This window comes from Methanobacterium paludis (genome assembly GCF_000214725.1).
Classification (GTDB): Archaea; Methanobacteriota; Methanobacteria; order Methanobacteriales; family Methanobacteriaceae; genus Methanobacterium_C; species Methanobacterium_C paludis.
Genome location: NC_015574.1, coordinates 2,325,539 through 2,351,635, shown reverse-complemented (window position 1 = coordinate 2,351,635; position 26,097 = coordinate 2,325,539). Strand labels below are relative to the sequence as shown.

At 38.5% G+C, this 26,097-nt stretch carries 24 protein-coding genes, 1 tRNA gene and 1 other RNA gene; 12 read left to right on the top strand and 14 right to left on the bottom strand.

Annotated features, from left to right (window positions below; genetic code table 11):
- Positions 1-6 precede the first annotated feature (6 nt).
- Positions 7-798, top strand: a complete 792-nt coding sequence (gene frhG, locus MSWAN_RS11225; protein WP_013826768.1) for a coenzyme F420 hydrogenase subunit gamma — start codon at positions 7-9, stop codon at positions 796-798.
- Between the two features lie 12 nt (positions 799-810).
- The gene (frhB, locus tag MSWAN_RS11220; protein WP_013826767.1) at positions 811-1,695 is read left to right on the top strand and encodes a coenzyme F420 hydrogenase subunit beta; all 885 of its coding nucleotides are present in this window, start codon (positions 811-813) and stop codon (positions 1,693-1,695) included.
- Positions 1,696-2,705: 1,010 nt separating this feature from the next.
- Here frhB and map read toward each other — a convergent pair.
- On the bottom strand, positions 2,706-3,632 hold the full coding sequence (gene map, locus MSWAN_RS11210) for a type II methionyl aminopeptidase (protein WP_013826766.1): 927 nt from the start codon (positions 3,630-3,632) through the stop codon (positions 2,706-2,708).
- A 330-nt stretch (positions 3,633-3,962) separates the two neighbouring features.
- On the opposite strand from map, the gene MSWAN_RS11205 reads away from it, so the two are divergent.
- The 6 genes from MSWAN_RS11205 to MSWAN_RS11185 all read left to right on the top strand — a co-directional run bounded on the left by MSWAN_RS11205 (position 3,963) and on the right by MSWAN_RS11185 (position 6,830).
- Entirely contained in the window at positions 3,963-4,379 is a 417-nt protein-coding gene (locus tag MSWAN_RS11205; RefSeq protein WP_013826765.1) for a hypothetical protein, read from the top strand.
- 3 nt (positions 4,380-4,382) lie between these two features.
- Positions 4,383-4,868, top strand: a complete 486-nt coding sequence (locus MSWAN_RS11200) for a hypothetical protein (RefSeq protein WP_013826764.1) — start codon at positions 4,383-4,385, stop codon at positions 4,866-4,868.
- Positions 4,869-4,975: 107 nt separating this feature from the next.
- The gene (locus tag MSWAN_RS11195) at positions 4,976-5,248 is read left to right on the top strand and encodes a DUF1622 domain-containing protein (RefSeq protein ID WP_227716964.1); all 273 of its coding nucleotides are present in this window, start codon (positions 4,976-4,978) and stop codon (positions 5,246-5,248) included.
- Between the two features lie 207 nt (positions 5,249-5,455).
- Positions 5,456-5,530, top strand: a tRNA-Met gene (locus MSWAN_RS11190).
- Between the two features lie 23 nt (positions 5,531-5,553).
- An RNA gene (gene rnpB / locus MSWAN_RS12400) (RNase P RNA component) lies at positions 5,554-5,840 on the top strand.
- 291 nt (positions 5,841-6,131) lie between these two features.
- Positions 6,132-6,830 (top strand): FtsX-like permease family protein, encoded by a 699-nt coding sequence (locus tag MSWAN_RS11185; protein WP_013826762.1) that lies wholly within the window; start codon positions 6,132-6,134, stop codon positions 6,828-6,830.
- A gap of 99 nt (positions 6,831-6,929) precedes the next feature.
- Here MSWAN_RS11185 and MSWAN_RS11180 read toward each other — a convergent pair whose 3' ends face one another.
- The 7 genes from MSWAN_RS11180 to MSWAN_RS11150 form a co-directional block, all read right to left on the bottom strand.
- A complete protein-coding gene (locus MSWAN_RS11180; protein WP_013826761.1) occupies positions 6,930-7,805 on the bottom strand; it encodes a hypothetical protein in 876 nt (291 codons plus the stop codon).
- A gap of 113 nt (positions 7,806-7,918) precedes the next feature.
- Positions 7,919-8,290 carry a carboxymuconolactone decarboxylase family protein gene (locus MSWAN_RS11175; RefSeq protein ID WP_013826760.1) on the bottom strand — a complete coding sequence of 124 codons (372 nt, stop codon included), beginning with the start codon at positions 8,288-8,290 and terminating at the stop codon, positions 7,919-7,921.
- Between the two features lie 275 nt (positions 8,291-8,565).
- Positions 8,566-9,750, bottom strand: a complete 1,185-nt coding sequence (locus MSWAN_RS11170) for an ABC transporter permease (RefSeq protein ID WP_013826759.1) — start codon at positions 9,748-9,750, stop codon at positions 8,566-8,568.
- Positions 9,751-9,754: 4 nt separating this feature from the next.
- Positions 9,755-10,771 carry an ABC transporter ATP-binding protein gene (locus MSWAN_RS11165; protein WP_013826758.1) on the bottom strand — a complete coding sequence of 339 codons (1,017 nt, stop codon included), beginning with the start codon at positions 10,769-10,771 and terminating at the stop codon, positions 9,755-9,757.
- A gap of 168 nt (positions 10,772-10,939) precedes the next feature.
- Entirely contained in the window at positions 10,940-11,503 is a 564-nt protein-coding gene (locus MSWAN_RS11160; RefSeq protein WP_013826757.1) for a PadR family transcriptional regulator, read from the bottom strand.
- A gap of 342 nt (positions 11,504-11,845) precedes the next feature.
- Entirely contained in the window at positions 11,846-13,186 is a 1,341-nt protein-coding gene (locus tag MSWAN_RS11155; protein ID WP_144011587.1) for a PQQ-dependent sugar dehydrogenase, read from the bottom strand.
- Positions 13,187-13,444: 258 nt separating this feature from the next.
- Positions 13,445-13,699, bottom strand: coding sequence for a DUF2769 domain-containing protein (locus MSWAN_RS11150; protein ID WP_227716963.1), 255 nt, complete (start codon positions 13,697-13,699; stop codon positions 13,445-13,447).
- A 258-nt stretch (positions 13,700-13,957) separates the two neighbouring features.
- Here MSWAN_RS11150 and MSWAN_RS11145 point away from each other — a divergent pair, with 258 nt between their 5' ends.
- Positions 13,958-14,914: a TIGR03557 family F420-dependent LLM class oxidoreductase gene (locus MSWAN_RS11145; protein ID WP_013826755.1), complete on the top strand. Its 957-nt coding sequence runs from the start codon at positions 13,958-13,960 to the stop codon at positions 14,912-14,914.
- Between the two features lie 138 nt (positions 14,915-15,052).
- Here the strand turns inward: MSWAN_RS11145 and dnaJ are convergent, their stop codons facing one another.
- From dnaJ to MSWAN_RS11130, 3 genes are all read right to left on the bottom strand, one after another.
- The gene (gene dnaJ / locus MSWAN_RS11140) at positions 15,053-16,216 is read right to left on the bottom strand and encodes a molecular chaperone DnaJ (protein ID WP_013826754.1); all 1,164 of its coding nucleotides are present in this window, start codon (positions 16,214-16,216) and stop codon (positions 15,053-15,055) included.
- A gap of 336 nt (positions 16,217-16,552) precedes the next feature.
- Positions 16,553-18,424 carry a molecular chaperone DnaK gene (gene dnaK, locus MSWAN_RS11135; RefSeq protein WP_013826753.1) on the bottom strand — a complete coding sequence of 624 codons (1,872 nt, stop codon included), beginning with the start codon at positions 18,422-18,424 and terminating at the stop codon, positions 16,553-16,555.
- 177 nt (positions 18,425-18,601) lie between these two features.
- A complete protein-coding gene (locus tag MSWAN_RS11130) occupies positions 18,602-19,135 on the bottom strand; it encodes a nucleotide exchange factor GrpE (protein ID WP_013826752.1) in 534 nt (177 codons plus the stop codon).
- A gap of 135 nt (positions 19,136-19,270) precedes the next feature.
- On the opposite strand from MSWAN_RS11130, the gene MSWAN_RS11125 reads away from it, so the two are divergent.
- Positions 19,271-19,711: an ArsR/SmtB family transcription factor gene (locus MSWAN_RS11125; RefSeq protein WP_013826751.1), complete on the top strand. Its 441-nt coding sequence runs from the start codon at positions 19,271-19,273 to the stop codon at positions 19,709-19,711.
- A 242-nt stretch (positions 19,712-19,953) separates the two neighbouring features.
- Here MSWAN_RS11125 and hypF read toward each other — a convergent pair whose 3' ends face one another.
- On the bottom strand, positions 19,954-22,263 hold the full coding sequence (gene hypF, locus MSWAN_RS11120) for a carbamoyltransferase HypF (RefSeq protein ID WP_048188114.1): 2,310 nt from the start codon (positions 22,261-22,263) through the stop codon (positions 19,954-19,956).
- A 398-nt stretch (positions 22,264-22,661) separates the two neighbouring features.
- Here hypF and larB point away from each other — a divergent pair, with 398 nt between their 5' ends.
- Positions 22,662-23,417 carry a nickel pincer cofactor biosynthesis protein LarB gene (gene larB, locus MSWAN_RS11115; RefSeq protein WP_013826749.1) on the top strand — a complete coding sequence of 252 codons (756 nt, stop codon included), beginning with the start codon at positions 22,662-22,664 and terminating at the stop codon, positions 23,415-23,417.
- A gap of 119 nt (positions 23,418-23,536) precedes the next feature.
- Here larB and MSWAN_RS11110 read toward each other — a convergent pair whose 3' ends face one another.
- Together MSWAN_RS11110 and MSWAN_RS11105 are read right to left on the bottom strand one after the other, a co-directional pair.
- On the bottom strand, positions 23,537-24,244 hold the full coding sequence (locus MSWAN_RS11110) for a 4Fe-4S double cluster binding domain-containing protein (protein ID WP_013826748.1): 708 nt from the start codon (positions 24,242-24,244) through the stop codon (positions 23,537-23,539).
- Between the two features lie 90 nt (positions 24,245-24,334).
- Positions 24,335-25,012 (bottom strand): class I SAM-dependent methyltransferase, encoded by a 678-nt coding sequence (locus MSWAN_RS11105; RefSeq protein WP_013826746.1) that lies wholly within the window; start codon positions 25,010-25,012, stop codon positions 24,335-24,337.
- A gap of 347 nt (positions 25,013-25,359) precedes the next feature.
- Here MSWAN_RS11105 and MSWAN_RS11100 point away from each other — a divergent pair, with 347 nt between their 5' ends.
- Positions 25,360-25,872, top strand: coding sequence for a nitroreductase family protein (locus MSWAN_RS11100; protein WP_013826745.1), 513 nt, complete (start codon positions 25,360-25,362; stop codon positions 25,870-25,872).
- Positions 25,873-26,097 lie beyond the last annotated feature (225 nt).

Below are 26,097 nucleotides of genomic sequence, written 5' to 3'. Positions count from 1 at the left end.
TTTAAAATGTTAGCCCGAATAAAACAATTTTTAGGAATGGAGGCCAAACCGGAAGAGGTAGCTTCAAAACAGGAGGTTGAAAAAGTGGCTGAAGAAGAAAAAACTAGACCACGAATCGGATACATCCACCTTTCAGGATGTACCGGAGACGTCATGTCATTAACTGAGAACTATGACATTCTCGCTGAATTACTCACCGATATGGTGGAAATAGTCTACGGACAAACATTGGCGGATGTATGGGAGATGCCAGAAATGGATCTTGCACTTGTTGAAGGGTCTGTCTGTCTGCAGGATGAACACAGTATACATGAACTTATGGAAGTAAGGGAAAAAGCAGGCTTAGTAGTAGCTTTTGGTTCATGTGCTGCAACAGGATGTTTCACTCGTTATTCAAGGGGAGGACAGCAAGCACAGCCATCACATGAGTCATTTGTGCCAATCGCAGACCTTATAAAAGTGGATTGTGCAATACCAGGATGCCCACCATCACCAGAAATAATTGCAAAAACAGTTGTTGCTGTAATTAACGGTGACATGGATTACCTACAGCCAATGATGGATCTTGTAGGTTACACAGAAGCATGTGGATGCGACCTGCAGAAAAAAGTTGTGAACCAATCCTTATGTATAGGTTGCGGAACTTGTGCAATGGCATGTCAGACTCGTGCTATAACCATGACCAACGGTAGACCAGAAGTCAACTGTGACCGTTGTGTCAAATGTGGTATATGCTACATCCAGTGTCCAAGAAGCTGGTGGCCAGCAGAAAGGATTAATAAGGATTTAGGGTTATAGGAGGATGAGAAAATGGTATTAGGAACATACAAAGAAGTTGTTACTGCAAGATCAACTGACAAACAGATCCAGAAGATCGCACAGGACGGAGGAATAGTATCTGCTCTCTTCTGCTACGCCCTCGATGAAAAAATCATAGATGGTGCAGTGGTAGCAGGACCAGGAGAAGACTTCTGGAAACCTGAACCAAAAGTAGCAATGAGTTCAGATGAGATACTTGCTGCAGCAGGAACCAAATACACATTCTCACCAAACGTTTGGATGCTTAAACAGGCTGTAAGACAGTACGGTCTTGAAAAAGTCGGTACAGTCGCAATACCATGCCAGACCATGGGTATAAGGAAAATGCAGTCATATCCATTTGGTGTGAGATTCCTTGCAGACAAAATAGCACTCCTCACTGGTATATTCTGTATGGAAAACTTCCCATACGAATCACTCAAAACATTTATATCAGAGAAAGCAGGAGTTAGCCCAGAACTCGTTGAGAAAATGGACATCGGTAAAGGAAAATTCTTCATACACACTGCTGATGACGTAATAGCTCTCCCACTCAAAGAAACCCACGGCTACGAACAGAACGGATGCAAAGTCTGCCTCGACTACGTTGCAGAATTAGCAGATGTATCAACTGGTTCAGTTGGCTCACCAGATGGATGGTCAACAGTCCTCACCAGAACTGGTACAGGTGAAACCATATTTAAAGCAGCTGTCGATGCTGGTGTCATTGAGACTAAACCAGTTAACGAAGGCAAATTCGGTCTTGAAATGTTAACAAAACTCGCAACTCAGAAAAAAGAGAAAGCAATGAAAGTTATTGATGAGAAAAAAGCCATGGGCTTACCAATACCTTACAAAGCAAGCAGCGAGAAAGAAGACCCATTAGCAAACATCTAAATAAAGTATAGATTAAATAAAGCATTCAACGGTATAAATGGGATGAGTATCCCTTTATACTACTCCTTTTGCTTTGAATGGATTTTTTAGTTTTTTTTAGTTTTTTTTTATTGTTATCCAGTTTTCATCAATTATCAAATAACTTATCCAATTAAGGGATTTGTTAAGGAATTAACTTCTTTTTTGATGTTTTATAAGAATTTAAGAGAATTTAAAAGATCATAAAAACGTAACTAAAAACCGATTAAATGAAATAAATTTTAAAATCCATTAATTAAGAATTTTAGTGGATTCATTAATTAAGAAGATTTTTTTCCATGAATTAGATCATGCTGGATTTACCCGTAATTATCAAATATAACTGTTTTTAAAGAGAAAGCTAACGGTTTAATGGTTTAATTGTATACTTCTTGAGATTACATGTTATAATTAACATTTAAACATCTGAATAGAAAAATTTGTAAAATAAATGTAAATTAGAATATATAGTTGTGGAGTGATGATAATGAAAGTAAATAAAATTTTAAGTCGATTCTATGTTCATGAAATGAATGAGGCAGTTGAATTTTATGAGAAGTACTCAATGAGAAATGTAGCTTGAGAGTTAACTATACTGAAATGAACTTGGAACTGGCACAAGTGGGGAATATATTACTTTTATGTGGTTCTGATGAAGCATTACAACTTAAAGACACAAAAGCTACGTTTTTAGTAGATTCTATAATTGAATCAGACTTCTTGTTAAATAACGGTGCTGTGGTTATTAGAGATTAAAAGAAGTCCCTACTGGAATAAATATGACTTTAAAACACTTAGATGGTACTATTGTGGAATATGTAGAATTTAAAAATTAGAATAATATATCCACTCATCATTAAATGTGAATTAAAGGAAGTCAGAAAGGCTTCCCTTAAATTGGTATATAATCAAAACTGTTCTAAAGCTACCTAAAATTTAAAGATTTTAAAAATAAAACTTAAAAATAGGTTAGAACAAGCAGACCCTTAAAATCACTCAGTTATAACCTTACATCCATCAGCTTCAACTATAACAGTGTGCTCTGCCTGAGCAACCCATGCATCGCTTTTTTCCTTGAGAACATGGTAAGGATAAATTGCCCTTGAGGATATAAGCTTTCTCATGGCTAACCTGTTCTTGTTACCGTTGAAACGTTCCATAATCCATCTCCCTGCAAATGGCAAATTCCTGTAATCCTCTTCAATGGTATCAAGGAGTTTTCTGGCTTGATGCATACGCAGCGGCCTGTCACGCAGAAATTTAAAGATGTAAGCATCTTTCATATCTCCCACACGACCCACACCATTGGTCACGAAGGGTTCTATTGCAAGAACGTCTCCCTCTTCGATTTTATGATCATTTTTTTCCCTGACATTGGGAACTGAAATTCCTGCGTGGAGTATCCACTGATCCATGCTGTGGCCTGTAAGGTTTGATACAGATTGCAACCCTTTATTGTTTATTGTTTCCTCAATTACTGTTCCAATTTTACCTATTTCTACACCATCCCTCACGGTACTTATGGCATTTCCAAGGGCTTCTTGAGCTGTTTCAATCATTTTAAAGTGCAGATCAACTTCTTCGGAGGTGCTATTTTCTAGGGAATCCCCTTCATCCATTCCAACCAGAACACTGATGGCAGAATCTGCAATGTAACCGTCCACATGGGCACCAAGGTCAATTTTAACAAGATCCCCTTTTTTAAATCGTGTTTCATCTCCTTCAGGTGATGTGTAATGGGCGGTGATCTCGTTTATTGAAACGTTGCATGGGAAAGCTATTGCCCCTCCAAGTTCTGTTATATTACCTTCAACAAACTTAACAAGGTCTAATACCTTCATATCTTCTTCTATGTAATCTACAGCCATTCCTCTAACTTTTGATACAATTTTTCCCGCTTTTTCGTACATTTCAATCATACAATCACTTATTAAAGTCCATTTAAATAATTTAATTAAATATCCTGTTTTGGATTTTTATTTCGTTCAAAAGAATGCTAAAAATCATTCAAAACCTTCACTGATTGATAAATTTAAAATAATATTATAAACAATTATGGTATATAAAAACCACAATTTATACATGGTGATTTATTTCCATCTTGCAACTGAGAAGGAAAAAGGATGTATAACCAGTGGAACCATGATTTGTTTATCCATATCTTATTAAATGGGATGGAACATATGAAAAACGATTTTAGATAATTATACTTATTAAGAAGTTTTGATAAATAATAAAGGGGGAGTAATATGGACACGATTCCACAAAATGTTTTCTGGATAATTATTGCTGTAATTGTGATTGTAGGAGTTATAATTGCATTTATGCAGTGGAGAAGGGTAAGAGAAGCCCAAAGCAACGTTGAATTCTTGGCAAAACAGGCCGAACTTAAGAAAATAGAACTAGTTGAACGAGATCTGGAATCCAAACGCGTGATGAGTAACGTGATTCTACCAAAGGATCAACAAGAAAGACTATCTCAAATAAGGGGAAACACATCGGATCTCATGCAAAAATCCGGATACCTTCACAGTGAAATAAGTGAAAGGGTAACCCGCCTTGAAGCAAAAACAGAGTACGCCAAACTTCAAAAACTCTTAGGAGATATCGAAAAAAAGGAAACAGAACTTGAAAAGAAGACCAAGAATGTTAAAGGAGGGGACTAGATCATGGAAGCCTTAGAGTTATTTGCAATACTTGTACTGGCCGGTGCAATTGTTGTATTGCTTTACTATTACATGCAGGATGTTAGGAGCTCTTCCTTTTCAAGGGCAAAGACTCAAATTTCTGGAATAGGTGAAAAAGCCACAATGGAAGGTGGGAAAATGGCTGGAATGAGTGAAAAGATGTACGGCATGAGTGAGAAGATAAGGGGTAAAGTTAAAGAGGTTCCCATTTCTACAGATGTTTTTTCAACGAAGATAGAGGCATTTTTGGATGATAAAAGCGACCAACTTATAAAAGACTGGGAACTTGCAACCAAAAAGGATCTGTTAGACATTGAAAAGAGGTACACCAAAACTTCAAGGGACATAGGTGAACTTGAAGGCAGGTTCAACGAGTACAGAGGTTCCACAAACAAAAAAATCAAAAAAATCGAAGAAAGGCTTGAAAAACTGGAAAATCCTGAAGAATTAAAGAAGACGAAAAAATAAAAATATCCTTTAACCAATGAAAGATTTAAATTCATCAATTAATTCATTATTTTAAAATGTATTTACAAATTTTTATTTACATATCCTATTTTTTTTCAAGTGTAGGTGTGGCTCTGATTTTCTATGGGGGAATAAGATCTGTAATTAGTCTCCTGGTCACTGAGATAAAGTACAGGTCTTCGGATTACAGTGACATCAGGACGGATTTCACCTCCAAAATAGTTCTCGCGCTTGAATTTTTCATAGCAGCAGACCTTATAAAGACCATACTTCAACCCACATTGAATGATGTTATAATTTTGGCAGTTATTGTATCCATAAGAACGGTTGTGGGTTATTTCCTGGACAAAGAAGCCAAAGAACTGGTTAAAAAGGGGTAGGATCTTTGATGATGAATTTAGCAATTGGTATATTTTACAGCAAGATCTTTTTAAAAAATAATGATTATCTAGTTTATATTTAGTTTTAAGGCGGTTTAATTTTATAAAATTATTAAAAAGTTGAAATTGAACCGCGATTTAAGCAGAAAGGGTAATAAAATACTAATGCAAAGCTTTATATACTCTGAAAGCTAAACATTGTCTTACAGCGGGGTGGGGTAGTCTGGTAATCCCGCGGGGCTCATAACCCCGAGAGCCCTAGTTCAAATCTAGGCCCCGCTATTTTTACTTTTTGATTTTTAATGGCAAGCCGAAGGGCAGCTACCGGTTTTTCGTAAACTGAGGAAACTCCACACATCGTACAGAACCGTGGTGCTATAAAGCACGTGCTGAGAAGCATGACACTGGAGCAGAAACGACACGTCTTCTGATGAATGAAAATGATGCAAATGCTGAGGACGTCAGAAGGAACGGTGAAACGGCCATTCCACGGGATGCAAGGGCAAATGCTGCTAATGAATCCTGTATGAAGCAGAGGTAGCTCGCAGAGATGAATGCTGCTAGAACAGAATGTGGGTTACTCTCGGCATGCCATAAACCCCTATTTTTCAGATGATACAAAAAATCTGTATGATCAACTTAAACTACTTTTCTTTTGGGACTAAACTATCTTTCAGAACAGTTTACTATTTCTCCTGAAATTCTGCTTTTATTATCCTACTACAATATTTTAGTTTTAATATATTTTTTACTCAGTGCCCTCTCAAACAAAAATTTTTATTAACGGAAATTAAATTTTTGTATATCTAGAAAAAATGGGCAGTTAATAATAATCCTGTTAAACTCTACAAAAATTTCATTTAAAATAGGAAATGTGAATGGAATGGACATTTACAGTCTCTCATACAAAAATCTGCACAGAAATAAATGGAGAAACATCTCAACAGTTTTGAGAATATCTTTTGGAGTGCTAGTCCTGACAATTCTTCTAAGTTCGGGACTGGGGATTAACAGTGCTTTAAAACAAGTTCAAAATGTAACAGGAGATGTATTCTCAGACAGCCAGGATCAAAGTAAAACCGGTATTGCTAGTCTATTGTCTTCTACAAAGGATTACATAAACTCTGTTTTGGGAACGAGTTTCACCAACTCAGAATTTGTGGGCGGGATAAAGAATATTTTAATGAATCTGATCTACTTTCTAGATTTTATAGCAAGTATAATACTTCTTGTAGGGTTGTTGGGTATTTTGAATACTATGAATATTAATCTACTGGAAAGAAGAAGAGAAATAGCTTTATTGAAGGTTATGGGTTTCACAGAAAATCAAATAATCTTCAGCACAATTCTGGAGGCAGGGTTGCTTGGTTTAATCGGTGGTTTAATCGGTACAACTGTGGGAGTGCTTGGAATAGTCTTTGTTTCAGGAATAATAAAGTTTGATCAGATTTTTATTTTGGTGCCATGGTGGTTGCCTGTAATGGTTCTTGCATTAACAACAGTTTTAAGCATGGTCATAGCCCTTTATCCGGCATTTTATGAATGTAAAAAGGATATTTTACCTGCTTTGAGATATGAATAATAAAAACTGTTTGGATCTATGGATAATAAAAAAATTAGGATTAATTGATGAGTGGGATAAATAGTATCTCCCATTTGCATTTTTCAGCTTTTTATCCAATTAATTACCATATGGTAGTAATATAAGCTCAAGGGACACTTCAACTATCAAGAGTAGGACGGATATAAATATTAACTTCCTTAAGGGCAGTTCATAACCTTCATTCATGAAGTTCAGTGTGATGCCCAGGATTGCAACTGCGGCTGCCAGGTACTCGATGTTGAATTCGCCTGAACCAGAAAGGAGCGCATTAAATCTGGTTATTGCAACTATAAGTAATGCAAAAGACACCAGGGGGATTATGAAATATTTTCTTTCGTTAACAACCCTGTATGAGACCCGGAATTTGATTTCACATTTTTCATAGTTTACAATATCTTTAAATTCAGTTTTAACCAAAAATTTATAACTTCTTCTCTTTTCATTAACCTCAACGTAATCTGATTTAACGGTTTGTTTAAATTTTTTCTCTATTTTCCCACACTTCAGGAAGGTTTCAATTTCCACGTGCCCTTTACTAATTTCCAGACCCCTAGGCAGTGTAAAAGATCCACCATCCAGTTTATAGCCGTCCACTTCAATGAAGGTTTCATAGCCCAGATCCATATGTGACAGTTTTACGTTGGGATCGGTGGTTATAAAGTTAAAATCCAGTTTTGCATGGGTTAATCCAGAGGAGTTTTTAGTGGATGTCCAATTTTCTAAATCTCCAAGATCTATTAAAAATGAGTTTTTATCTTCAGTGTAGGTAAGTTCACGGCCAAGATTCACGCCGTTTATTACAAGCTTCAGAATTTTCACCCGTTTTTCCATTGGAAAAGGTATTTTCAGCACGTTCTCGTTGGTTAGTACATCCACAATCAAATGTACTTTTCGACCTTGAGTTGGTCTTATCTGATCCTCAAGAGACAGCCATGTTCTGGGTACAGTTATCATTTTATTAAAATATAGATTATTATAAATAAATATTTTCTTATGAATAACTTTTATGCATTTTCCTCATTTATTTGGTCAAGATTTGATAAAAAAAGAATAAATAAATAGAAATTTTAACTCTTGAAGTCTTCATAAACTCTCAATGATGTGGCCAGAGCTTTGGTCTCTGCTATAAATGATCCCATCATTATTGCAAGGAGTAACTGCTCGTTTTTAGCCCCTAACTCTTTTGCAACTTCAAGATGGGTGGCAAGGCAGTGTTCAGCTCCCAGTGCAGAGGCAGCCCCTATTGAAACGAATTCTTTGGTCAGAGGCGGTAGGGATTCGTCCATCATCAGTACCTCTGATTTTTCAAAATAAGCCTTTAAAGCCTGAGGATTCTCAGCTAAAACCTGGAATATCTTTGGAACAAAGCCAAAGTACGCTTCAATCTTCAGGAATATTTCTTCAACGTTTACATCACAATTTTCTTTCTCAGGAGACATTAGATCATCTCTTTTTTTACGTTTATAATTCACCTTTCATTTAATGATAGTAACTATCAATAAAATAAATAGTTTCTCATTATAACTTTGTTATATTTGGGGTTCTTCTAATTAAATGAATAGAAAAATAGTACTAGAATTATAAAATTTGATTCAATTAAATAAAAACTCTAAAAATTAAAAATCTTAAATTTATTATTGGAGTTTTTAAAAAATAAAAAAATAAAAAAGATTTAAAAAGTCTTTTAAACCCACTTATTTAACTAAGTTCCAGTTTACCGGGTCATTGATCTTCTAAATAATGGCAGGGCTATGGCCATTGTAACAACTCCGAAAGCCAGAAGTATAATTATCTGGGTGAAAACATCCCCAACATTGGCATTTAGGAGCATTATCTTACGCATGGCATCTGCAGCATAGGTCAATGGTATTAGCTTTGAGATATCCTGCATGAACCATGGCATCTGCTGGATCGGATAGAATATACCCCCAAGGAACATCATAGGAATCATTAATAGGTTCATGATCATGGATCCCGACGCCTGATCGCTGGCCATCGATATGGCCATGATTCCGAGGCCTGTGAAGCTGAATATACCAAGGATAAGCATGAAGAATGCTAGCAGAAGATTTCCCTGAATTGTGACGCCAAAGAGGACCATAGCCAGTATGAGTATCATCACACATTGGATTAAACCCCGGGTACACAGCGCTGCGGTTTTACCAAGTATTATGGACATTTGGCTGATTGGTGCAGATAACATACCATCAAAGGTTCCAATTTCCTTCTCCTTGGAGATGGCTTCTGGGATACCGGTCATAACAGCCATCATCACAATCATAATCATCAGTCCCGGAGCCAGGAAATTGAAATAGTTTGTTTGTCCGGGGATTGTGGTTTGAACATTCGGTGTGTAAGGGAATACCACTGCTTGGGGATTGACAACCTGATTTGTTGCTTTACCCATCTGTAAAACATTAGTTTCAGCTTTTATACCATTCAGTCCACTTATTGTGCTGGATGCTACTCCTTCTATTGATGTGGCTATCTGCGGGTTGCTGTTATCCACATAGATTATGACGTTGGCAGATTGTCCATGCGTCAGGTTATAAGAAAAGCCTTGCGGTATGATGAACGTTCCGTCTAATTTTCCCTTGTTGATCTCTGTCTTGGCAGCATCAACACTTGAAAAATTCTCGAATTTCATATAACTGGCATTTTTATTCAGGGTTTCAAGCTGTGTTATGAATTCTGCACTTCCCTGACCCTGGTCGAGATCGACCAGTCCGACTGGCATGTTCTGCTGTGTGTTACCACTGGGGAAGATGAAACCGAACATTCCCAGAAACACTAAAGGCATGATAAACATGGCTGCCAGGGACATGCGGTTGCGCTTGAGTTCGATCAGGTCTTTGACCATTATATGATAACTATCTTTTAACATTTTCACTGCATCCATTGTATCACCTCACCCTCGATTGAGGAGCATGCCCATGCCCATGGTGCACTGCTGCAGGTTTTTCATTTGCCTGGTCACGCATTTCTTTACCTGTGACTGCCAGGAAAACATCTTCTAGTGTAGACTCACTATTGTTGGTTATAGAAACTATATTGCCACCTTCAGATCTGATAGCGTCAATTATCTGGTTAAGAGAGTCTTTACCTTCTGCACTAATTTTCAGATCGTAATCGTCCTGCTGTGCAACGGCTGTTACAACGTCAAGTGACCTGATCTTCTCAACCATTCCTGATGTCAGATTCATAATCTTCGCACTGAAAATGGCTTTGTCACCGTGGGATATGGATTTTTTAAGGTTTTGAGGCGTGTCAAGAGCTGCAATCTTGCCGTGATCGATGATTGCCACACGATCGCTTAGTGCCTCTGCCTCTGCCATGGCGTGTGTTGTTAATATAACTGTAACTCCACTTTGGTTGATATCCCGTGTAATGTCCCTTATTGAAAACGTTGTCTGGGGGTCAAGGCCCAGTGTTGGCTCGTCCATGAAGAGTATTTTTGGTTCAGGGAGCAGTGCCCTTATAACATTGATTCTCTGTTTCATACCGGTTGAAAACTTGTTGATCTGTGTATTTTTCCATTCCTGCATGTTAACCAGCTCAAGAAGCTCGTCGATCCTTTCTTCGAGTTTCTTCTTGGGCATTGCGTAGAGTTTTCCAAAAAATCGAAGGTTTTCGGCTGCAGTAAGTCTGTCGTACATGATCATCTTTTCTGCCACCAGTCCGATGTTTTCGCGAACCTTTGCAGGGTCCTTGGTGAGGTCGTAACCTGCGACTTTAGCAGAGCCGGATGTGGGCTGGGCAAGGGTGCAGAGCATTCTTATTGTGGTACTTTTACCTGCACCATTTGGACCTAAAAATCCAAATATTTCATTATTTTTCACATTCAGCGATAAATCATCCACTGCTGTGAAATCTCCAAATTTTTTAGTGAGGTTTTCTACCTCTATGGCGTATTCTGTCATTTTTTTCTCCTAATTTAGATGGATGATCCATGTTTATGGAGATAGCCGTAGCTAACTATGGCTAATTAATCCAAAAACAAAGAAATAAAGTATAGAACGTTGTTTTGAGGGGTTTATCCAGGTGAATGAAAATTTAGGCCCTGTGAAACGATCTAATCAAATCTTAAACTACTCTTTTTTGAGTGATTCTCCTATTTTTTTGAGCCTTTCGCTCAGTAATTCTATTTTTGCTTGGTGGGGAACCAGTTTCTCTTTCTCGATATCTTCCAGATAAGAGATGTAACCATTGATTTCTGTTAGGACATTCTCTAATTTGTCCTGATCAGTACTTCCATAGGCAGGGAAATGCATAAGTAATTTGTCAGCGGTAGTTTGCCCTTTTAAAGTGAGTTTGTACCGTCCATCTTCCATTTTGCTTATCAAATCTTCTTCTACCATCTTACTGAGCATTGGATATATAGATCCTGGAGAAGGCCTCCACGAACTATGGTCTTTTCCATGTTCATGGTGGGCATGGTGTTTGTGGCCTTTGGGATTCATATTATGAAATGCTTTGTGCATCTTTTCAATGGCATCCATGATCTCCACACCGTTTTTTGGGTCATCGCTCAAGACGTAAATTATCCATATCCTCAGTCTTCCAAGTCTGCCGAACTGTTCTAATCTTTCATGAAATTCTCTGTGATAATTTTTCCAGCTTTCTTTATCCCACCAGCTTTTTCTATCCCACATATTGCATCAGTGCCTCTAAGTCGATATAATACTTTTTAATTTGATATTGAGTAGAAACTTTAATATTTCTTATGTTCAACTAAGTACAACAACAATATCAAGTTCTCGATATCGACTAGTCGATATTATCTTTTAGTACTATATAAAGTTTGGGGTATGATTTTTGTGATCTATAAAAAAAGTGGTTGAAATCTTTCATATTGAAATTTTATTTGTAATTAAATTAGATTAAGAAATTCAAAAAAAATCAAAAAATATAAAAATAGAAGTTCAATGGTATTTGGTCATTTGAACATATTAACAACCCTTTTTTAGGGTAACTTGAAAATTATTTTTCAAGCCTCACTTTTTAGCAGCACCCTCAGCACAGTAGTAGAAATCTACCAATCCATATTCGCCCTGAACTGGACATTCACCACATAGACAACCTTTTTTTTCAGGGTCACAGTCGGTTTTCCCACCTGCACAGAAAAGACGTTCATTTCTGTTACCCATGCACTCGTTACGGGTTGGACATCCTGGACAGAGGCATCTATCGGTATTTTCTTTGGTATATGGGACCAATATCTCACCTTCGGCCTTGATTATGGAGCTAACTTTAAACAGGTTTCCACTGGGTGTGTGTGTCTGCCCATTTCCTTCGCCGTGCAGATCTGTAAAGTACAGTCCTCCAGGTCCAAAGGCTATTCCACAGGGACTTGCAGCATTTTCTCCGGTGTACCTGACAAACACATCAAAAGAGTTAACTCCTGAAGTATCCTTGTTGACCTTCATTTTCACTATCATTTTTCCCTTTACACCGGGGCCCTTTACATACGCTCCACCAAAAAATGCCACAAACAGTTCGTTATCGTATTCGAATGGAAATTCTTCGTTCTGCATAAAATCAAGGGCTGTTATTCCCTGGCTTAAATGCGTCCAGAAGAGTGAATTTTTTCGCATACTCTCGGGCCAGCCATAGTTTTTACCAGGTTCCACTTTTGCGACTCTGTCATCGTAGGCCGGTCCGTTATCACTTATGTAAAGTGATTTATCGCTTTCACGCCATACAGCACCGAATGGATTTCTGAAACCCTTGGCATAAATGGGACTCTTTGGATCAGGGTTGTCTTCAGGTATGTTACCATCCAGGTCCATCCTTAAAACCTTGCCCCGAAGTTCGGTATCGTCTTGAGCAACCTCTGGATTGATCATACCTTCTCCCAGATTCACGTACAGCTTACCATCAAATCCTACACTAACCGCCTGTATCTGGTGTGCGGCCTTGATTGAGGGAATATCTTCAATTATGGTTTCAATTGAATCCATTTTTAGCCCGTTTTTACTTTTAGTTCTAACAAGCTTATTTTTTATATTTCCCTCATCTTCGTAGATCATTGATACAAATAAATCACCGGTTCCAGGCTCAACACAGATCCCTGTTACTCCTGATTCCCCAGTTCCAGGAAATTCATAGTTTGGCTCGTAGTTTAAGAGATTTTCAGCATATGTATGTACATTCCAATCGTTGGTAATTGCTTTGATGTTCCCGTACAATTCTGTAACGTATAAAAGAGGAGCATCTGGGTTATCAGTTGGTTTAGGGACAAATGCGATGTTTACAGGCAGATCCAATCCTGTGACCATGGTTTCTATTTTAAATCCTGGAAATATCCACCATCGTTTTTTAATATCTTCATCCATAAGATCACCTATTACCATAATGTCTGTTGTTATAAACACATATATTTTTATTATTAATCAATTAACATAACTGGCCCTGTTTTACTTTACCATTGATTTTAAAGTTCTATTTACTTGTTAAACCCGGATTTAATCCATATATTTCCAAACACAACTTACTGGGGGACATTTTTGGATTCGAAATGGGGGTAACTTGTGTATAAAAAATAAAAATATCATAAGTTACTATTTAAAAAATAAAAAAGAGTAAAAAAGAGTTTATTGTGCTTTTCCGTTTGCGCAGAAATATCCTGCAGGTTTACCATGACTTAAATCGTATTTAGCGAAAATTTCGCACTTGCCGCATTGACACATCTGTTTTGGATCAAGGTCTCCACATTTGGCTTTTCCTGTTGCACAATACAATCCAGGAACATCCTCAGGACCTGGTGATCCGCTCATACTTTTTAATTTATCCAGTTTTTCTTTCACGCAGCTACTTTGAGCTTGCACTGGGCATCTGGACATAGGCATTTTTGAACATTTTCCATATTGAATTCAATATCTCCCATTTTTAGCCCCTCCCATTAACTTCTGTAACAGTATTATTTTTATAATGCATCGTTAATGTTTTTTGAGGATCACGAAACAAATAATAATAATATTTTACATAATTATACCATTAAGAAGATTAAAAACCTATTGTTTGTGGATTTATAACCTCTTGAAGTGCCTTTTATTAATCTTTATGAACTTTTAACAGTTCTTTAGAAAATTCTGGAGGTATAAAATATGGTAGAAATTGGTTTTAAACTTGCAAGTGAAGTATTTGGACCTTTGGAACTTGTTCATTATGCTGAACTTGCTGAAAAAGCAGGATTTGACTTTGCCAGTATATCAGATCATTACCATCCATGGATCAGTAGTCAGGGCAACAGTCCATTTGTCTGGAGTACACTAGGTGCCATATCCCAAGTAACAGAAGATCTCGGTCTGATGACGGGAGTCACATGCCCAACGATCAGACAACACCCAGCACTGGTAGCTCAAGCTGTAGCTACAATAACTTCAATGATGCCAGGCAGGTTTATTTTCGGGGTAGGTTCAGGGGAGAATCTGAACGAACATATATACGGTGATCACTGGCCCCCAGCACCTATAAGAATTGACATGCTCACAGAAGCTGTAGATGTTATCAGAACTCTATGGCAAGGTGGAATGCAGGATTATGAAGGCTACTATTATCATGTTGAAAATGCACAAATTTACACACTCCCTGAAGAACTTCCACCCATATACATGGCTGCAGATGGACCAATAGCTGCTACTGCTGCCGGAAATAATGGAGATGGCTTAATTGTAAGTGGTGGGAAAAAAGAGCTTCTGGACATATTTAAAAAAACAGGTGGAAAGGATAAACCCAGCTACTCTGAAATTTCAATTAGCTGGGCAGAAACTGAAAAAAAAGCCATGGACCTGGTTTACAAGTACTGGCCATTAATGGTTATTAAAGGAAGTCTAAGCTGGGATATCCCAACACAAACACACTTTGAAGAACTCGTAAAAAATGCGAGAAAAGAGGATATACCTGGAAGAATGCCATGCGGCCCTGACCCCCAAGTACACATAGATAAAATAAAAAAGAACATAGACGCTGGCTTTGACCGTATATGCATCCAGCAAATAGGTAACAATCAAGAAGAGTTCATTGAATTCTGTAAAGAAGAAGTTTTGCCCGAAGTTCACTGATCTTAAAAAATAAATCTCAAAACATCTCAAAAAAACACAAAAACAGATCACAAAAAGAAAAGACCTCAAAGAATCCTGGAATTCAGATGAAATTTTAAAATTCAAAAAGAAAATTCAAAAAAAGAGTAAAGGTTGTGTTTAATGACTTATTGCATCTTTAAACTTATCAAACAATCCCTTTTCTTCGGCGTAGATTTCATCACCGCTTACATCTGCAAATTCTTGCAGAAGTTCCTTCTGTTTCGGGTTGAGTTTCTTTGGAGTCACAATCTTGACCTTCACGTAAAGGTTTCCTTTACCATTCCAACGCATATGGGGCATACCTTGACCTTTTATACGGAATGATGTGCCTGTTTGAGTTCCTGCAGGTATTTTAAGTTCTACAGCACCGTCGAGTGTTGGTGCATCGACACTGTCTCCAAGAGATGCTTGAACAAAGCTTATCGGCATTTGATAGGTGAGGTCTGCCCCGTCACGCTTGAAAAGCTTGTGTTCTTTAACCCTTATCATCACGTAGAGATCTCCAGGTGGTCCTCCCCTTACACCGACATCACCTTCACCAGGAACGCGCAGACGGTTGTCATTGTCAACTCCCGGCGGAATTGTAACGTGAATCGTGCTCTTTTTCCTTATTATGCCTTTTCCATGGCATTCCTTACAAGGTGTTTCTATTAATTTTCCCTCACCTCTACAGACGCTGCAAGGCCTTACAGTTGCAAACTGACCCAGTGGTGTGTTGTTAACGTGACGAACCTGTCCTGTTCCACCGCAGGTTTCACAGGTCTTGACGTTGCTTCCAGGTTCTGCCTTTGAACCGTTACAGTGTGGGCATGTCTTCTTGTGGGGTACTTCAATATCCCTCTCAATGCCTGTTGCAGCCTCTTCAAGTGTGATGTTCAGTTCGTAGGCAATATCGTCACCCTGGCGGGAACCGTCCCTTCTGCCACCACCGAATCCAAATAGGTCGAATATGGAGTCAAATCCTCCGCCCCCTCCGCTACTACCTCCTCCGAATCCGAAACCTCTGAAGATGTCTTCAAAGTTTACGTTGTTGAATATGTCCTCTTGTGAGAATCCGTTCATACCTGCGTGGCCGTACTGATCGTATTTTCCTCTTTTATCCTCGTCTGAGAGGACTGCGTAGGCTTCGCTTATCTCCTTGAATTTTTCTGTACTTTCAGGGTCTTCGCTCACATCAGGGTGGTACTTCATTGCCAGTTTACGATAGGCCTTTTTAATTTCCTTTTTATCTGCATCCTTCTCCACCCCAAGGACTTCGTAATAATCACGCTTTTCTGCCATTATAATCTTACCTTCAAATTTTCATTTATTGAGTATTTAATCTTAATTCTAAAATTTCATCATGTTAACGGTTTTTAGTTAACGTTATGAACATTGGTTTATGAGCATTAAAAAATTGAATGTATTCATTATTATAAATTGCACTATTATAAATTGCTAAAATAAAAGTATGATCCAACGGATGAATTCATATCCTCTGATGAATTTGTAATTCAATTCCGTATGTATAAAAATTCAAATTTAATAAATTAAAAATATAAAGCAAGGATTGTCCTCGCTTTATTTTATTTCTCTATTTATTTTTCATTTTACTGGATTTCGGGGCTTAATTCACTTTTAGTCTTTGACCTTGTAGTCAGCGTCTATGGTGTCGTCGTCATCTTTTTTTTGGCTTGCATCTTCTTGACCCTGAGCGCCCTGTTCTTGTTCTGCTTGAGCCTGTGCCTGCTGTGCCTGTTGGTAGATGGCTGCTCCAACTTCCTGCACAGTTTTTGTCAGTTCTTCGGTTTTGGCTTTGATTGCTTCCAGGTCATCGCCAGTTGCAAGTTCCCTTAACTCTTTAACCAATCCTTCAATTTTGGTTTTTTTGTCAGCGTCCACTTTGTCTCCGAGTTCTTCCAGAGTTTTCTCTGATGTGTAGATCATTGAATCTGCGTTGTTCCTGATTTCGATTTCTTCCTGTTTTTTCTTGTCTTCTTCTGCGTGCTGCTCTGCTTCTTTAACCTTTTTGTCGATTTCATCCTTGGATAATTTGTTTGGGGCTGTTATTGTGACTTTCTGTTCTTTACCTGTTCCCATGTCCTTTGCTGAAACGTTCATGATACCGTTGGCATCTATATCGAAGGTAACCTCAATTTGTGGGATTCCTCTTGGTGATGGTGGGATTCCAACAAGCTGGAATCTTCCAAGTGTTGTGTTGTCAGGTGCCATTGGCCTTTCACCCTGCAGTACGTGTATGTCCACGGATGGCTGGTTATCAGCTGCTGTTGTGAATATCTGACTTTTCTTGGTTGGTATGGTGGTGTTTCTTTCAATTAACTTGGTGAAAACCTGTCCCATAGTTTCTATACCTAATGATAGTGGTGTAACATCGAGAAGAACCAGGTCTTTAACCTCACCGGCCATGACTCCTCCCTGGATTGCAGCTCCCATTGCCACACATTCCATTGGGTCTATTCCCCTTTCAACTGTTTTTCCTATGAATTTTTCAACGAATTTCTGGACAGCAGGCATCCTTGTTGGTCCACCAACGAGTATGATCTTATCAATATCTGATTTACTCATTTTAGCGCCTGATAATGCCTGTTCAAGAGGTCCTGAACATTTTTTGATGATTGGGTCAACCAGTTTTTCCAGTTCTGCCCTTTTTAATGTGCCTGTAAGGTGTTTAGGGCCGTCCTGAGTTGCTGTTATGAAAGGAAGGTTGATGTCGGTTGTTAAGGTGGTTGAAAGTTCTATTTTAGCTTTCTCTGATGCTTCTCTGAGTCTCTGAACTGCCTGGTCATCGTCCATCAGGTCCACGCCTGTGTCCCGTTTAAATTCTTCAGCCAAGTGTTTCATTATGGTGTTATCCATGTCTGTTCCACCGAGTCTGGTGTCACCGCTTGTGGATTTAACCTCGAAAACTCCTCCTCCGAACTCCATTATTGTAACGTCCAGTGTTCCTCCACCGAAGTCGAAGACAAGTATTTCAAGTTCTTCATCTTCTGCTTTGTCCACACCGTAGGCCAGACTTGCTGCTGTTGGTTCGTTAACAAGACGCACAACATCAAGGCCTGCTATTGTACCTGCGTCCTTGGTTGCTGTTCTCTGGTTGTCATTGAAGTATGCGGGAACTGTTATGACTGCTTTGTTTACAGTTTCACCGAGGAAGGATTCTGCATCTTTTTTTATTTTCTGGAGTATGAAGGATGATATCTCTTGTGGAGTGTACTCCTTACCCATAATTTTGACCTTATAATCTGTTCCCATACTCCTTTTTATGGCGCTTATGGTCTGTTCTGGGTTTGTAACTGCTTGTCTTCTTGCAGGTTCACCCACTAATCTTTGTCCATCTTTTGTAAATGCCACGTAACTTGGGAATGCTTTACCATACTGTGTTGCACCTTCTGCACTTGGTATGATGGTTGGTTTTCCAGCGATTAAGACGGCTGCTGCTGAGTTACTTGTACCCAGGTCTATACCTATTATTTTTTCTTTCTTAGCCATGAAATTCACCTCTTAATTAAAATACTTTTTTTTATAACTTTTTCATAAAATTTAAATATTTTTTTCACGAGTTATTTTTACAAACGTAGTCTTTAAATTTTTCAACGTGAATTTTTCGTATCTTTGGTCTTTTTTTAAGTACTTTTCTTTTTTAAATACTTTTTGGCACCTTTGATCTTACTTCTTTTTACAGACTTTAACTTTTGAATACTTGATAACTTTAGGGCCCAGGGTGTATCCCCTTCCAAGTTCTTCTATAACGAAATCGTCGTTGTAGTTTTCATTGTCTTCAACCATGAGGGCTTCATGTTTGAATGGGTCGAATTTTTCACCTTTAGCTTTGATTTCACAGAGTCCCTCTCCTTTGAGAATGTCCTTGAGTTTTTTGTATATTATGTCAACTCCATCCTTGAGGTCTTTGGAATCAGCCTCCAACGCTCTTCCCAGGTCTTCATAGGCATCTATAACCTTTAAAATTAAAAGTTCATTTGCGTATCGGACATATTCCTTCATGTCCTTTTCTGATCGTTTTTTATAATTTTCAAAGTCAGCTTGAAGGCGCTGAAGCTGGTCTTTGTAATCTTCCATTTTTTCGTCTTTTTTCTCGATCTCGTCATCCTTATCCTTAATTTCCTTGTCTTTCTTCTCGATCTCGGATTCCAGACGGTTCAGATCCTTCTTTAACTTTTCTAATTCTTGTTTATCAGTCATTTATTCACCTTTTATCTGGTATAAAAAGAACAGTAACCTTTAACTATTATAGTTACCAAAGGTTATATAAACCTTTCGCACAATTAAATATTAAAACAAATAACTACAATTATAAAAACAATTGAGTGTTAAACGATGGATATTGAAGAAATACTTGACGTAATGGGCTGTAAAACTAGAAGGGAAATATTAAACCTTTTAAGAGAAGAGCCACGCTTTGTAAGCGAGATATCGAGGGAACTTGATATTGGTCAAAAGGCAATCATAGAACACCTGCGCGCAATGGAAGAACTTGGAATATTAAGCTCATCATTTCAGAAGATAGAACGTGGAAGGCCCCGTAAGTACTACGACATCTCCCAGGACATAGAAATTCAAATATTCATAAGTCCTGAGTCTATAAAGTTGAATATCATAGGTGAAGAGTTTTCAGAACTTCGAAATGTTGAGGGCAGAATCCGTATGGGTGAAACTGAAGTTGCAAATGAACTTAGACGCCTTATCAAGAAGTATGAGGTTGCAAAAAGGCATGCAGAAAAGCTTTTAGCTGAAGTTGAAAACCCAAAAAAAAGGTAAGATAACGAACATAGGCGTAATGAACTTCATAATATGCTTATGCTTTAAATAACTTTAAAACTATCTGTTTTTGTTGTACATGTTCTAAGTTGGTTCGTACCGTTTATAACGCTCTAGTTTTAGTATCAACCAATTTTATGAAATTAGTTATATAAAATAAATGTTTTTAGATTTATTTCAGGTAATCTAAATTCCTTGATCTAAAATTAGATCCCATAACTTCTAATTAAAAAAAATCTAATTTATAAGTCTCTGTAATGCCATGCTGCAACTGCAGCCTGTCCCATTGACACAGAACCATCACCTGCACAGCTATTTTTATGCTGGATGAACCTGTAACCTGCATCTTCCACAACAGCTTTTATGGTCATGCTCACAGCTTCATTGTAGAAAACACCACCAGAGCCACCTATAACATCCAGATCTGTTTTTTCCACAGCCTTTATTGCTAACTCCGCAAGCCCCTGAGACACAGCTTTCTGGGCAGCCCTTGCTATATCCTGCACTCTCTCGCCGGATCCTTTCATATCCAGAAGGGAGCGCATTATCTGGGTCGTGTCAAGAACATCCATTCCATGGTGTTTTTTAATTTCAACAGGAATCTCAAGGGTATCAGCACCATTTCGGGCCACAGACTCCAATTTCATTGAACATTCACCTTCGTATGTACGCTCACCACATATACCAAGTGCTGAAGAAATTGCATCAAGAACACGCCCGGTACTGGTGGTCTGGTTGATGTTGAAATCACGCTCAAGCTGTTTGGCCACAAGTTCTACTTCCCTTTCACCGTGCTTGAAGTAGTCCCGGTAATTGGTTTTCATGAGATCCACAAGTTTTTCAATATCGTAATGGTCATAAAGCATTGACATAACCATTCTAATAGGGTACTTGGTTGTTAAATCACCACCAGCCATTTTTTGCGGCATCAAACTCCCAACCCTTTCATATTTCCCTCCTTTCAAGTGGAGTATCTCACCGCCCCAGGCTGTTCCATCTTCTCCGTAGCCCACACCATCTGCAGCTATGCACATAACTTCATCAACTCCGTTATCTACAGCCAGGGCTGCTGCATGTGCATGGTGATGTTGGACAGGGAAAACAGGGCATTGGAATTTATCGCCCAGTTTTTCTGCAAGTTTGGTTGTGAAGAACATTGGGTGGAGGTCACAGGCCACAACATCCACAGAATCTGTTTTTGTTATGTTTATCATGTGTTCTATGGCATTTTGAAGGTACTTGAAGGTTTCATACTTGGTTGTGTTCCCGATGTGCTGGGATACATAGCAGTTTCCCTCCTTTAAAAGTGAGAAGGTGACGTCGATTTCAGGTCCCAGTGCAAGTACGTTCAATTTATTGTTGATCCCTGAAAAATTGTAGGGTTCAGGAACATAACCTCTTGAACGCCTTATAAATGCCATTTCACCTCCTCTGAACCTTACAACAGAGTCGTCGCATCGGTTAATGATCTGTCTGTCGTGGAGGAGGAAGTAATCTGCAACACCGTCCAGTTTCTCAACTATATCACTGTTTCCTATGAGCATTGGCTCTCCTGGCATGTTTGCCGATGTCATGATGAATGCAGGTTCGTGGGTGTATTGGAATAAAAGGTGGTGGAGTGCAGAATATGGAAGCATCACACCTAAGTTGTGGAGCATTGGTGAAACAGACGGCGCCAAGTAATAATCCTGGTTTTTGTTTAAAACAACTATGGGCCTTCTTCTTGAAAGCAAGGTTTTTTCCTCAAAATCTGCAACCTCTGCAAAGGTTTTAATTGTTTCAATGTCAGGTGACATGCAGGCAAATGCCTGGTTAAACCTTCCAAGTCTCTTTCGAAGTTCGTCCACAGGCCCCTCTTCAGTTGTCTTTACAACCAGGTGTGTGCCCCCAATACCCTTTATTGCCAGTATATTCCCATCATCTATCAGTTTAACTGCTTCTTTTATTGGATTTTCCACATTTATACGGTTTTCTTTGTACAAGAAGACTTCTGGCCCACATTCTGGACAGCATGTGGCTTCAGCATGGTACCTGCGGTCTTCTGGGTTCTGGTACTCTTCCGTGCAGTCGCTGCATAATGGAAATTCGTCCATGGATGTCCGTTCCCTGTCGTAGGGAATGGATTTTATAACTGTGAATCGTGGGCCGCAGTCTGTGCAGGCTGTGAAGGGATACCTGTACCTGCGGTCTTTGTTGTTTAAAACCTCTTCAAGGCACTGGTCGCATGTTGCAAGGTCCGGGGGTATTACGGATGATCCTGAGAAGTTTTCAGAGCTTTTCAGTATCTCAAAGTCGTTAAATTCCCCTGAAACATCGGATTCGAGCCATTCTATTTTTAGGGAGTTTATCTTGGATATTGGGGGTTTTTTCAGCTTCAAATTTTTTGCAAAATCTTCTATTTCATCTTTTTCTCCTTCAAGCAGGATTTCAACGATATTTCCAAGATTGCGCACGTATCCTGTGAGATTCATGCTCTTTGCTATTCTGTATACAGTGGGTCTGAATCCAACTCCCTGCACTATTCCCTGTACTAAGATTCTGGCTTTTTCCAACTTCATACCCCAAGTTTTGATTGTAAGTTTTATACTGATCTGGTTACATATTCCAATGATCTTTCAATTATTCCAATGATATTCCTGTAGATATGCATCTCACTATTTTGCATGTGATTAATTCGGATCTGTTTGACTTAATCATCTCATGTGTTAATTCCAATTTTAAGGATTCCATATATTTTATTCATGTAATATATTAAAGTGATTCTGTAGGTTTTATCCGCTTTAAAAAGGTTCTCCTCTTTTTAAAATCTATGTCCCCTTAAAAATCAGATTCTGATATTGAATCTATGAACTTATTTTAATAAATAAAATTTATTTAAGTATCTAGATCCTATAGAATTGTTTTTAACATTTCAACTTTATATATTGGGATAGATAAGATTAGTGATACCATGAGGGAAATACTTCAAAAACTTATAAACGGGGAAATTTCGGCAGAAGAAGCTGAAAAAATGCTTAAAACCTCGCAGATCCTGGAGTTAGAGGATTTTGCAAAGTTAGACACAGGCCGTGATGTTAGAACAGGCGTTCCAGAAACAATTTTTGCGGAGGGTAAGGATGACGAGGAGATCGTAAAAATAATCCTGGCAAGTGAGGGGCGCGTAATTGTAACCCGACTTCAAAATGAGAGATACGATGCCATAAAAGATGATCTAACGGTGTTAACTGATAAAGGTTTTAAACTGGAGTACAATAAAAGAGCCAACATCTTAGTGATCAGGGACCATGAAATCGAGAAAATAGGTAAAATTGGCATAATAACAGCAGGTACCTCAGATATTCCAGTTGCAGAAGAGGCCAGAGTAGTTGCAGAGGAAGCAGGATGTGAAGTGGTAAGGGCGTACGACGTGGGAGTTGCAGGAATCCACAGGCTATTTTCTCACGTCAGGAAAATGATCGAGGAAGACGTTAAGGTAATTATAGTGGTTGCAGGGATGGAAGGAGCATTACCATCTGTTGTAGCAGGTCTTGTGGATATTCCAGTTGTTGGCGTGCCAACATCCGTTGGATACGGAGTTGGAGAAGGAGGATTTACGGCACTTTATGCAATGCTTCAATCATGCGCCCCGGGAATTGCAGTTGTGAACATAGATAATGGATTTGGAGCTGCTGTTTTCGCTGTTACCATCCTTAGATCCATACATTAATATTGTTAAAACTTTATTTTTCTTAAAAATTTTAATTTAATTTTTCCTAAAAATCTTTTAATTCTGATTTATCAATTCTTAATTTTATTTATCCATTGTTTTAGTTAATTATTAAAAAATCATTTCTGTTTTTGCCCATGTGGACAGACGTAAACACAGAGGCCGCAGACTGCTGTACTTCCAGTCTTTCTCATATCTTCAAAGTATTCCTCACACTTTCTGGCATTGTAACGAGCCTCCCTTGGCTCATCTTCCCTGAAATTTCTCCCTGTAAATGCAGATACCGGGCAGATGTCCATGCAATCAGTGCATTTACCGCAGCGTTCTTCCATAGGTTCTCCTGTAACACTTAAAGGCGCATCTGTCAGCACAGTTGCCCATCGGACCCTTGGACCAGCCTCAGGTGTGATTAAAAGGCAGCTTTTACCTATCCAACCCAAACCAGCTAAATGAGCCGCCATTTTGTTTGAAAAAACTGCACATATGCGTTCATCATCGCAACGTTCTGATGCAGGTATTGGAAGGGCTTTGTAACCATCTTTCTGGATTGAATTGCTCAAACGTGAGGTTATAAGGTCAAGCCTTAGGTTCGTGACATCGTAGGCATGCTGGTAGCTGACAGCTACACAGCGTTCGCACCTGTGGGGAAGCTCATCGATAATGGTGTCCAGAAGTACGATTCCAATGGAAATTGCCCGGGGATAAGCAGCAATTCTCTCCCCACCCTGCTCTTCAATGGCCTCATGTGCACTGGAAAGGTCAGCCACACCAACAAAATCTGCACCCAGTTCCCTTGCAAATTCATCTAAACGTTCGTTAAACAACATTTGAAACTCCTGCCCTTATTTTTACCCCATTTTTTTGTCTTTCAGTTGATATTATAACTTCATTTACAGTTTGACTTTTCATTTTGGTTATCATTTTTTACCGTACATTATACAGAAATTATAGTACTTGTAGTAAACATCCACATCCCTAAACCCGATGTTTTCAAGCCATTTCAGGTTTTTTTCGAGGGTTGCGGGTTTGTCAAGTTCCATCCTTTTCAAAACAGCTTTTTTCTCAGCTTCAGTAAGTGGACCCTCCTCTATGTACTCCCACCATTTTCTCTGGTATTCCTTTTCATTTTGCGGATTTGGGGCGTGAACCTGGTCCGCGTTGATGAATATTCCGCCATCGTTCAGGATATCATATATCTTACCGTAGAGAACCTTTTTATCGCGGTTTTCAAGGTGGTGGATTGAAAGTGAGGATGTCACGATGTCAAATGAATTATCAAAATCATGTTCAAGGTAGTTCCCATTTATGTAGTTGAAGTTGGGGAAACCTTCAAACCTCTGCTTTGCCATGTTCAACATATTTTCAGAAAGGTCTATGAGGGTTAATTCGGCCCGTCTGTATCTTTTAAAGAGTTGTTTTGTGAGCAACCCTGTACCTGCTCCAAGATCCAGTATTTTCGGCCCTGGAACCTCACTTCGGGCCAGATCAGCCACTGTAGCGTAAAATTCATCAAGATGAGGAATAAGGGCTCTGCGCTGTTTATCGTATTCTTCGGCGCATTCATTGAATCTTTCCTTTATTATGCTGTGTGACATTTTTTTCCTCCTTTTAATGGAATCCTATTATCTTTGATAATTTTATGTTCACCATATAATTTTCAATTTATGTAAAATTTACTAAGTAGATAAAAATTTAGAATAGATTATTCAACAATTTAGAAAATCAACTAAAATTTAGAAAATATATCCTCAATGAAGTTCTCTTTTTTTAGATTTTCATTTAAGTAAAATTTATTGATGTTAAATTAGATAAAAATAAACATCTATTTCAAATATTTATAGAAAGGAGCTGAAGCATACTCAAACCTAAACTTTCTATGGTTAATCAAATTTAAGTGGGGTTTGAGATTTATCTGGATGAAAAATGGGGGAGATGTTTTTCTATGGATGTTTTTGAAGCGATAAAGGATAGAAGAAGCATAAGAAGATACAAAGATGTGGAAGTAGAGGAAGAGAAGCTTGATAAAATATTAGAAGCAGCAAGACTGGCACCTTCAGCTGCAAATCGTCAGGAATGGAAGTTCCTGGTGGTGAGGGATGAAAACACGAGAAAAAACCTTGTAGCTGCAGCCAACGGTCAGCAATTTATCCAGGAAGCACCCGTGATAATTGTGGCATGCTCAACAGAATCCGCATCTGTAATGCCGTGTGGACAGCCTGCTTACACAGTAGATCTGTCAATTGCAGTTTCATTCATGGTCCTCGAAGCTGTGGAGGAAGGACTTGGAACCTGCTGGTTGGGAGCATTCAGTGAAGAAGCAGTGAAGGAAACATTGGGAATACCAACTGGTATAAGAGTTGTGGCAATGTTCACACTTGGATATCCAGACGAAAGCCCGGATCCAAGACCAAGAAAAACTACCGGTCAGATCGTTTGCTATGAACGATATAACTAATTAATTATACCTATTTTTTTAGGTAATGAACTAACAATAAAATTAGTAATCATCATATTCTGGTGTTTTTAACAGTTAAAACGAAGAAAACCAGGCCATAGATGATTGTAATTGCCCAAGAACTTGATAATGAATTCAGGGTAAAGTTTCAGAAGAAAATTTGAAATGCTTCTTAAAATCTTAGATCCTTAATTGCAGTTACTATAGTGTCAGGGTACTTTATAG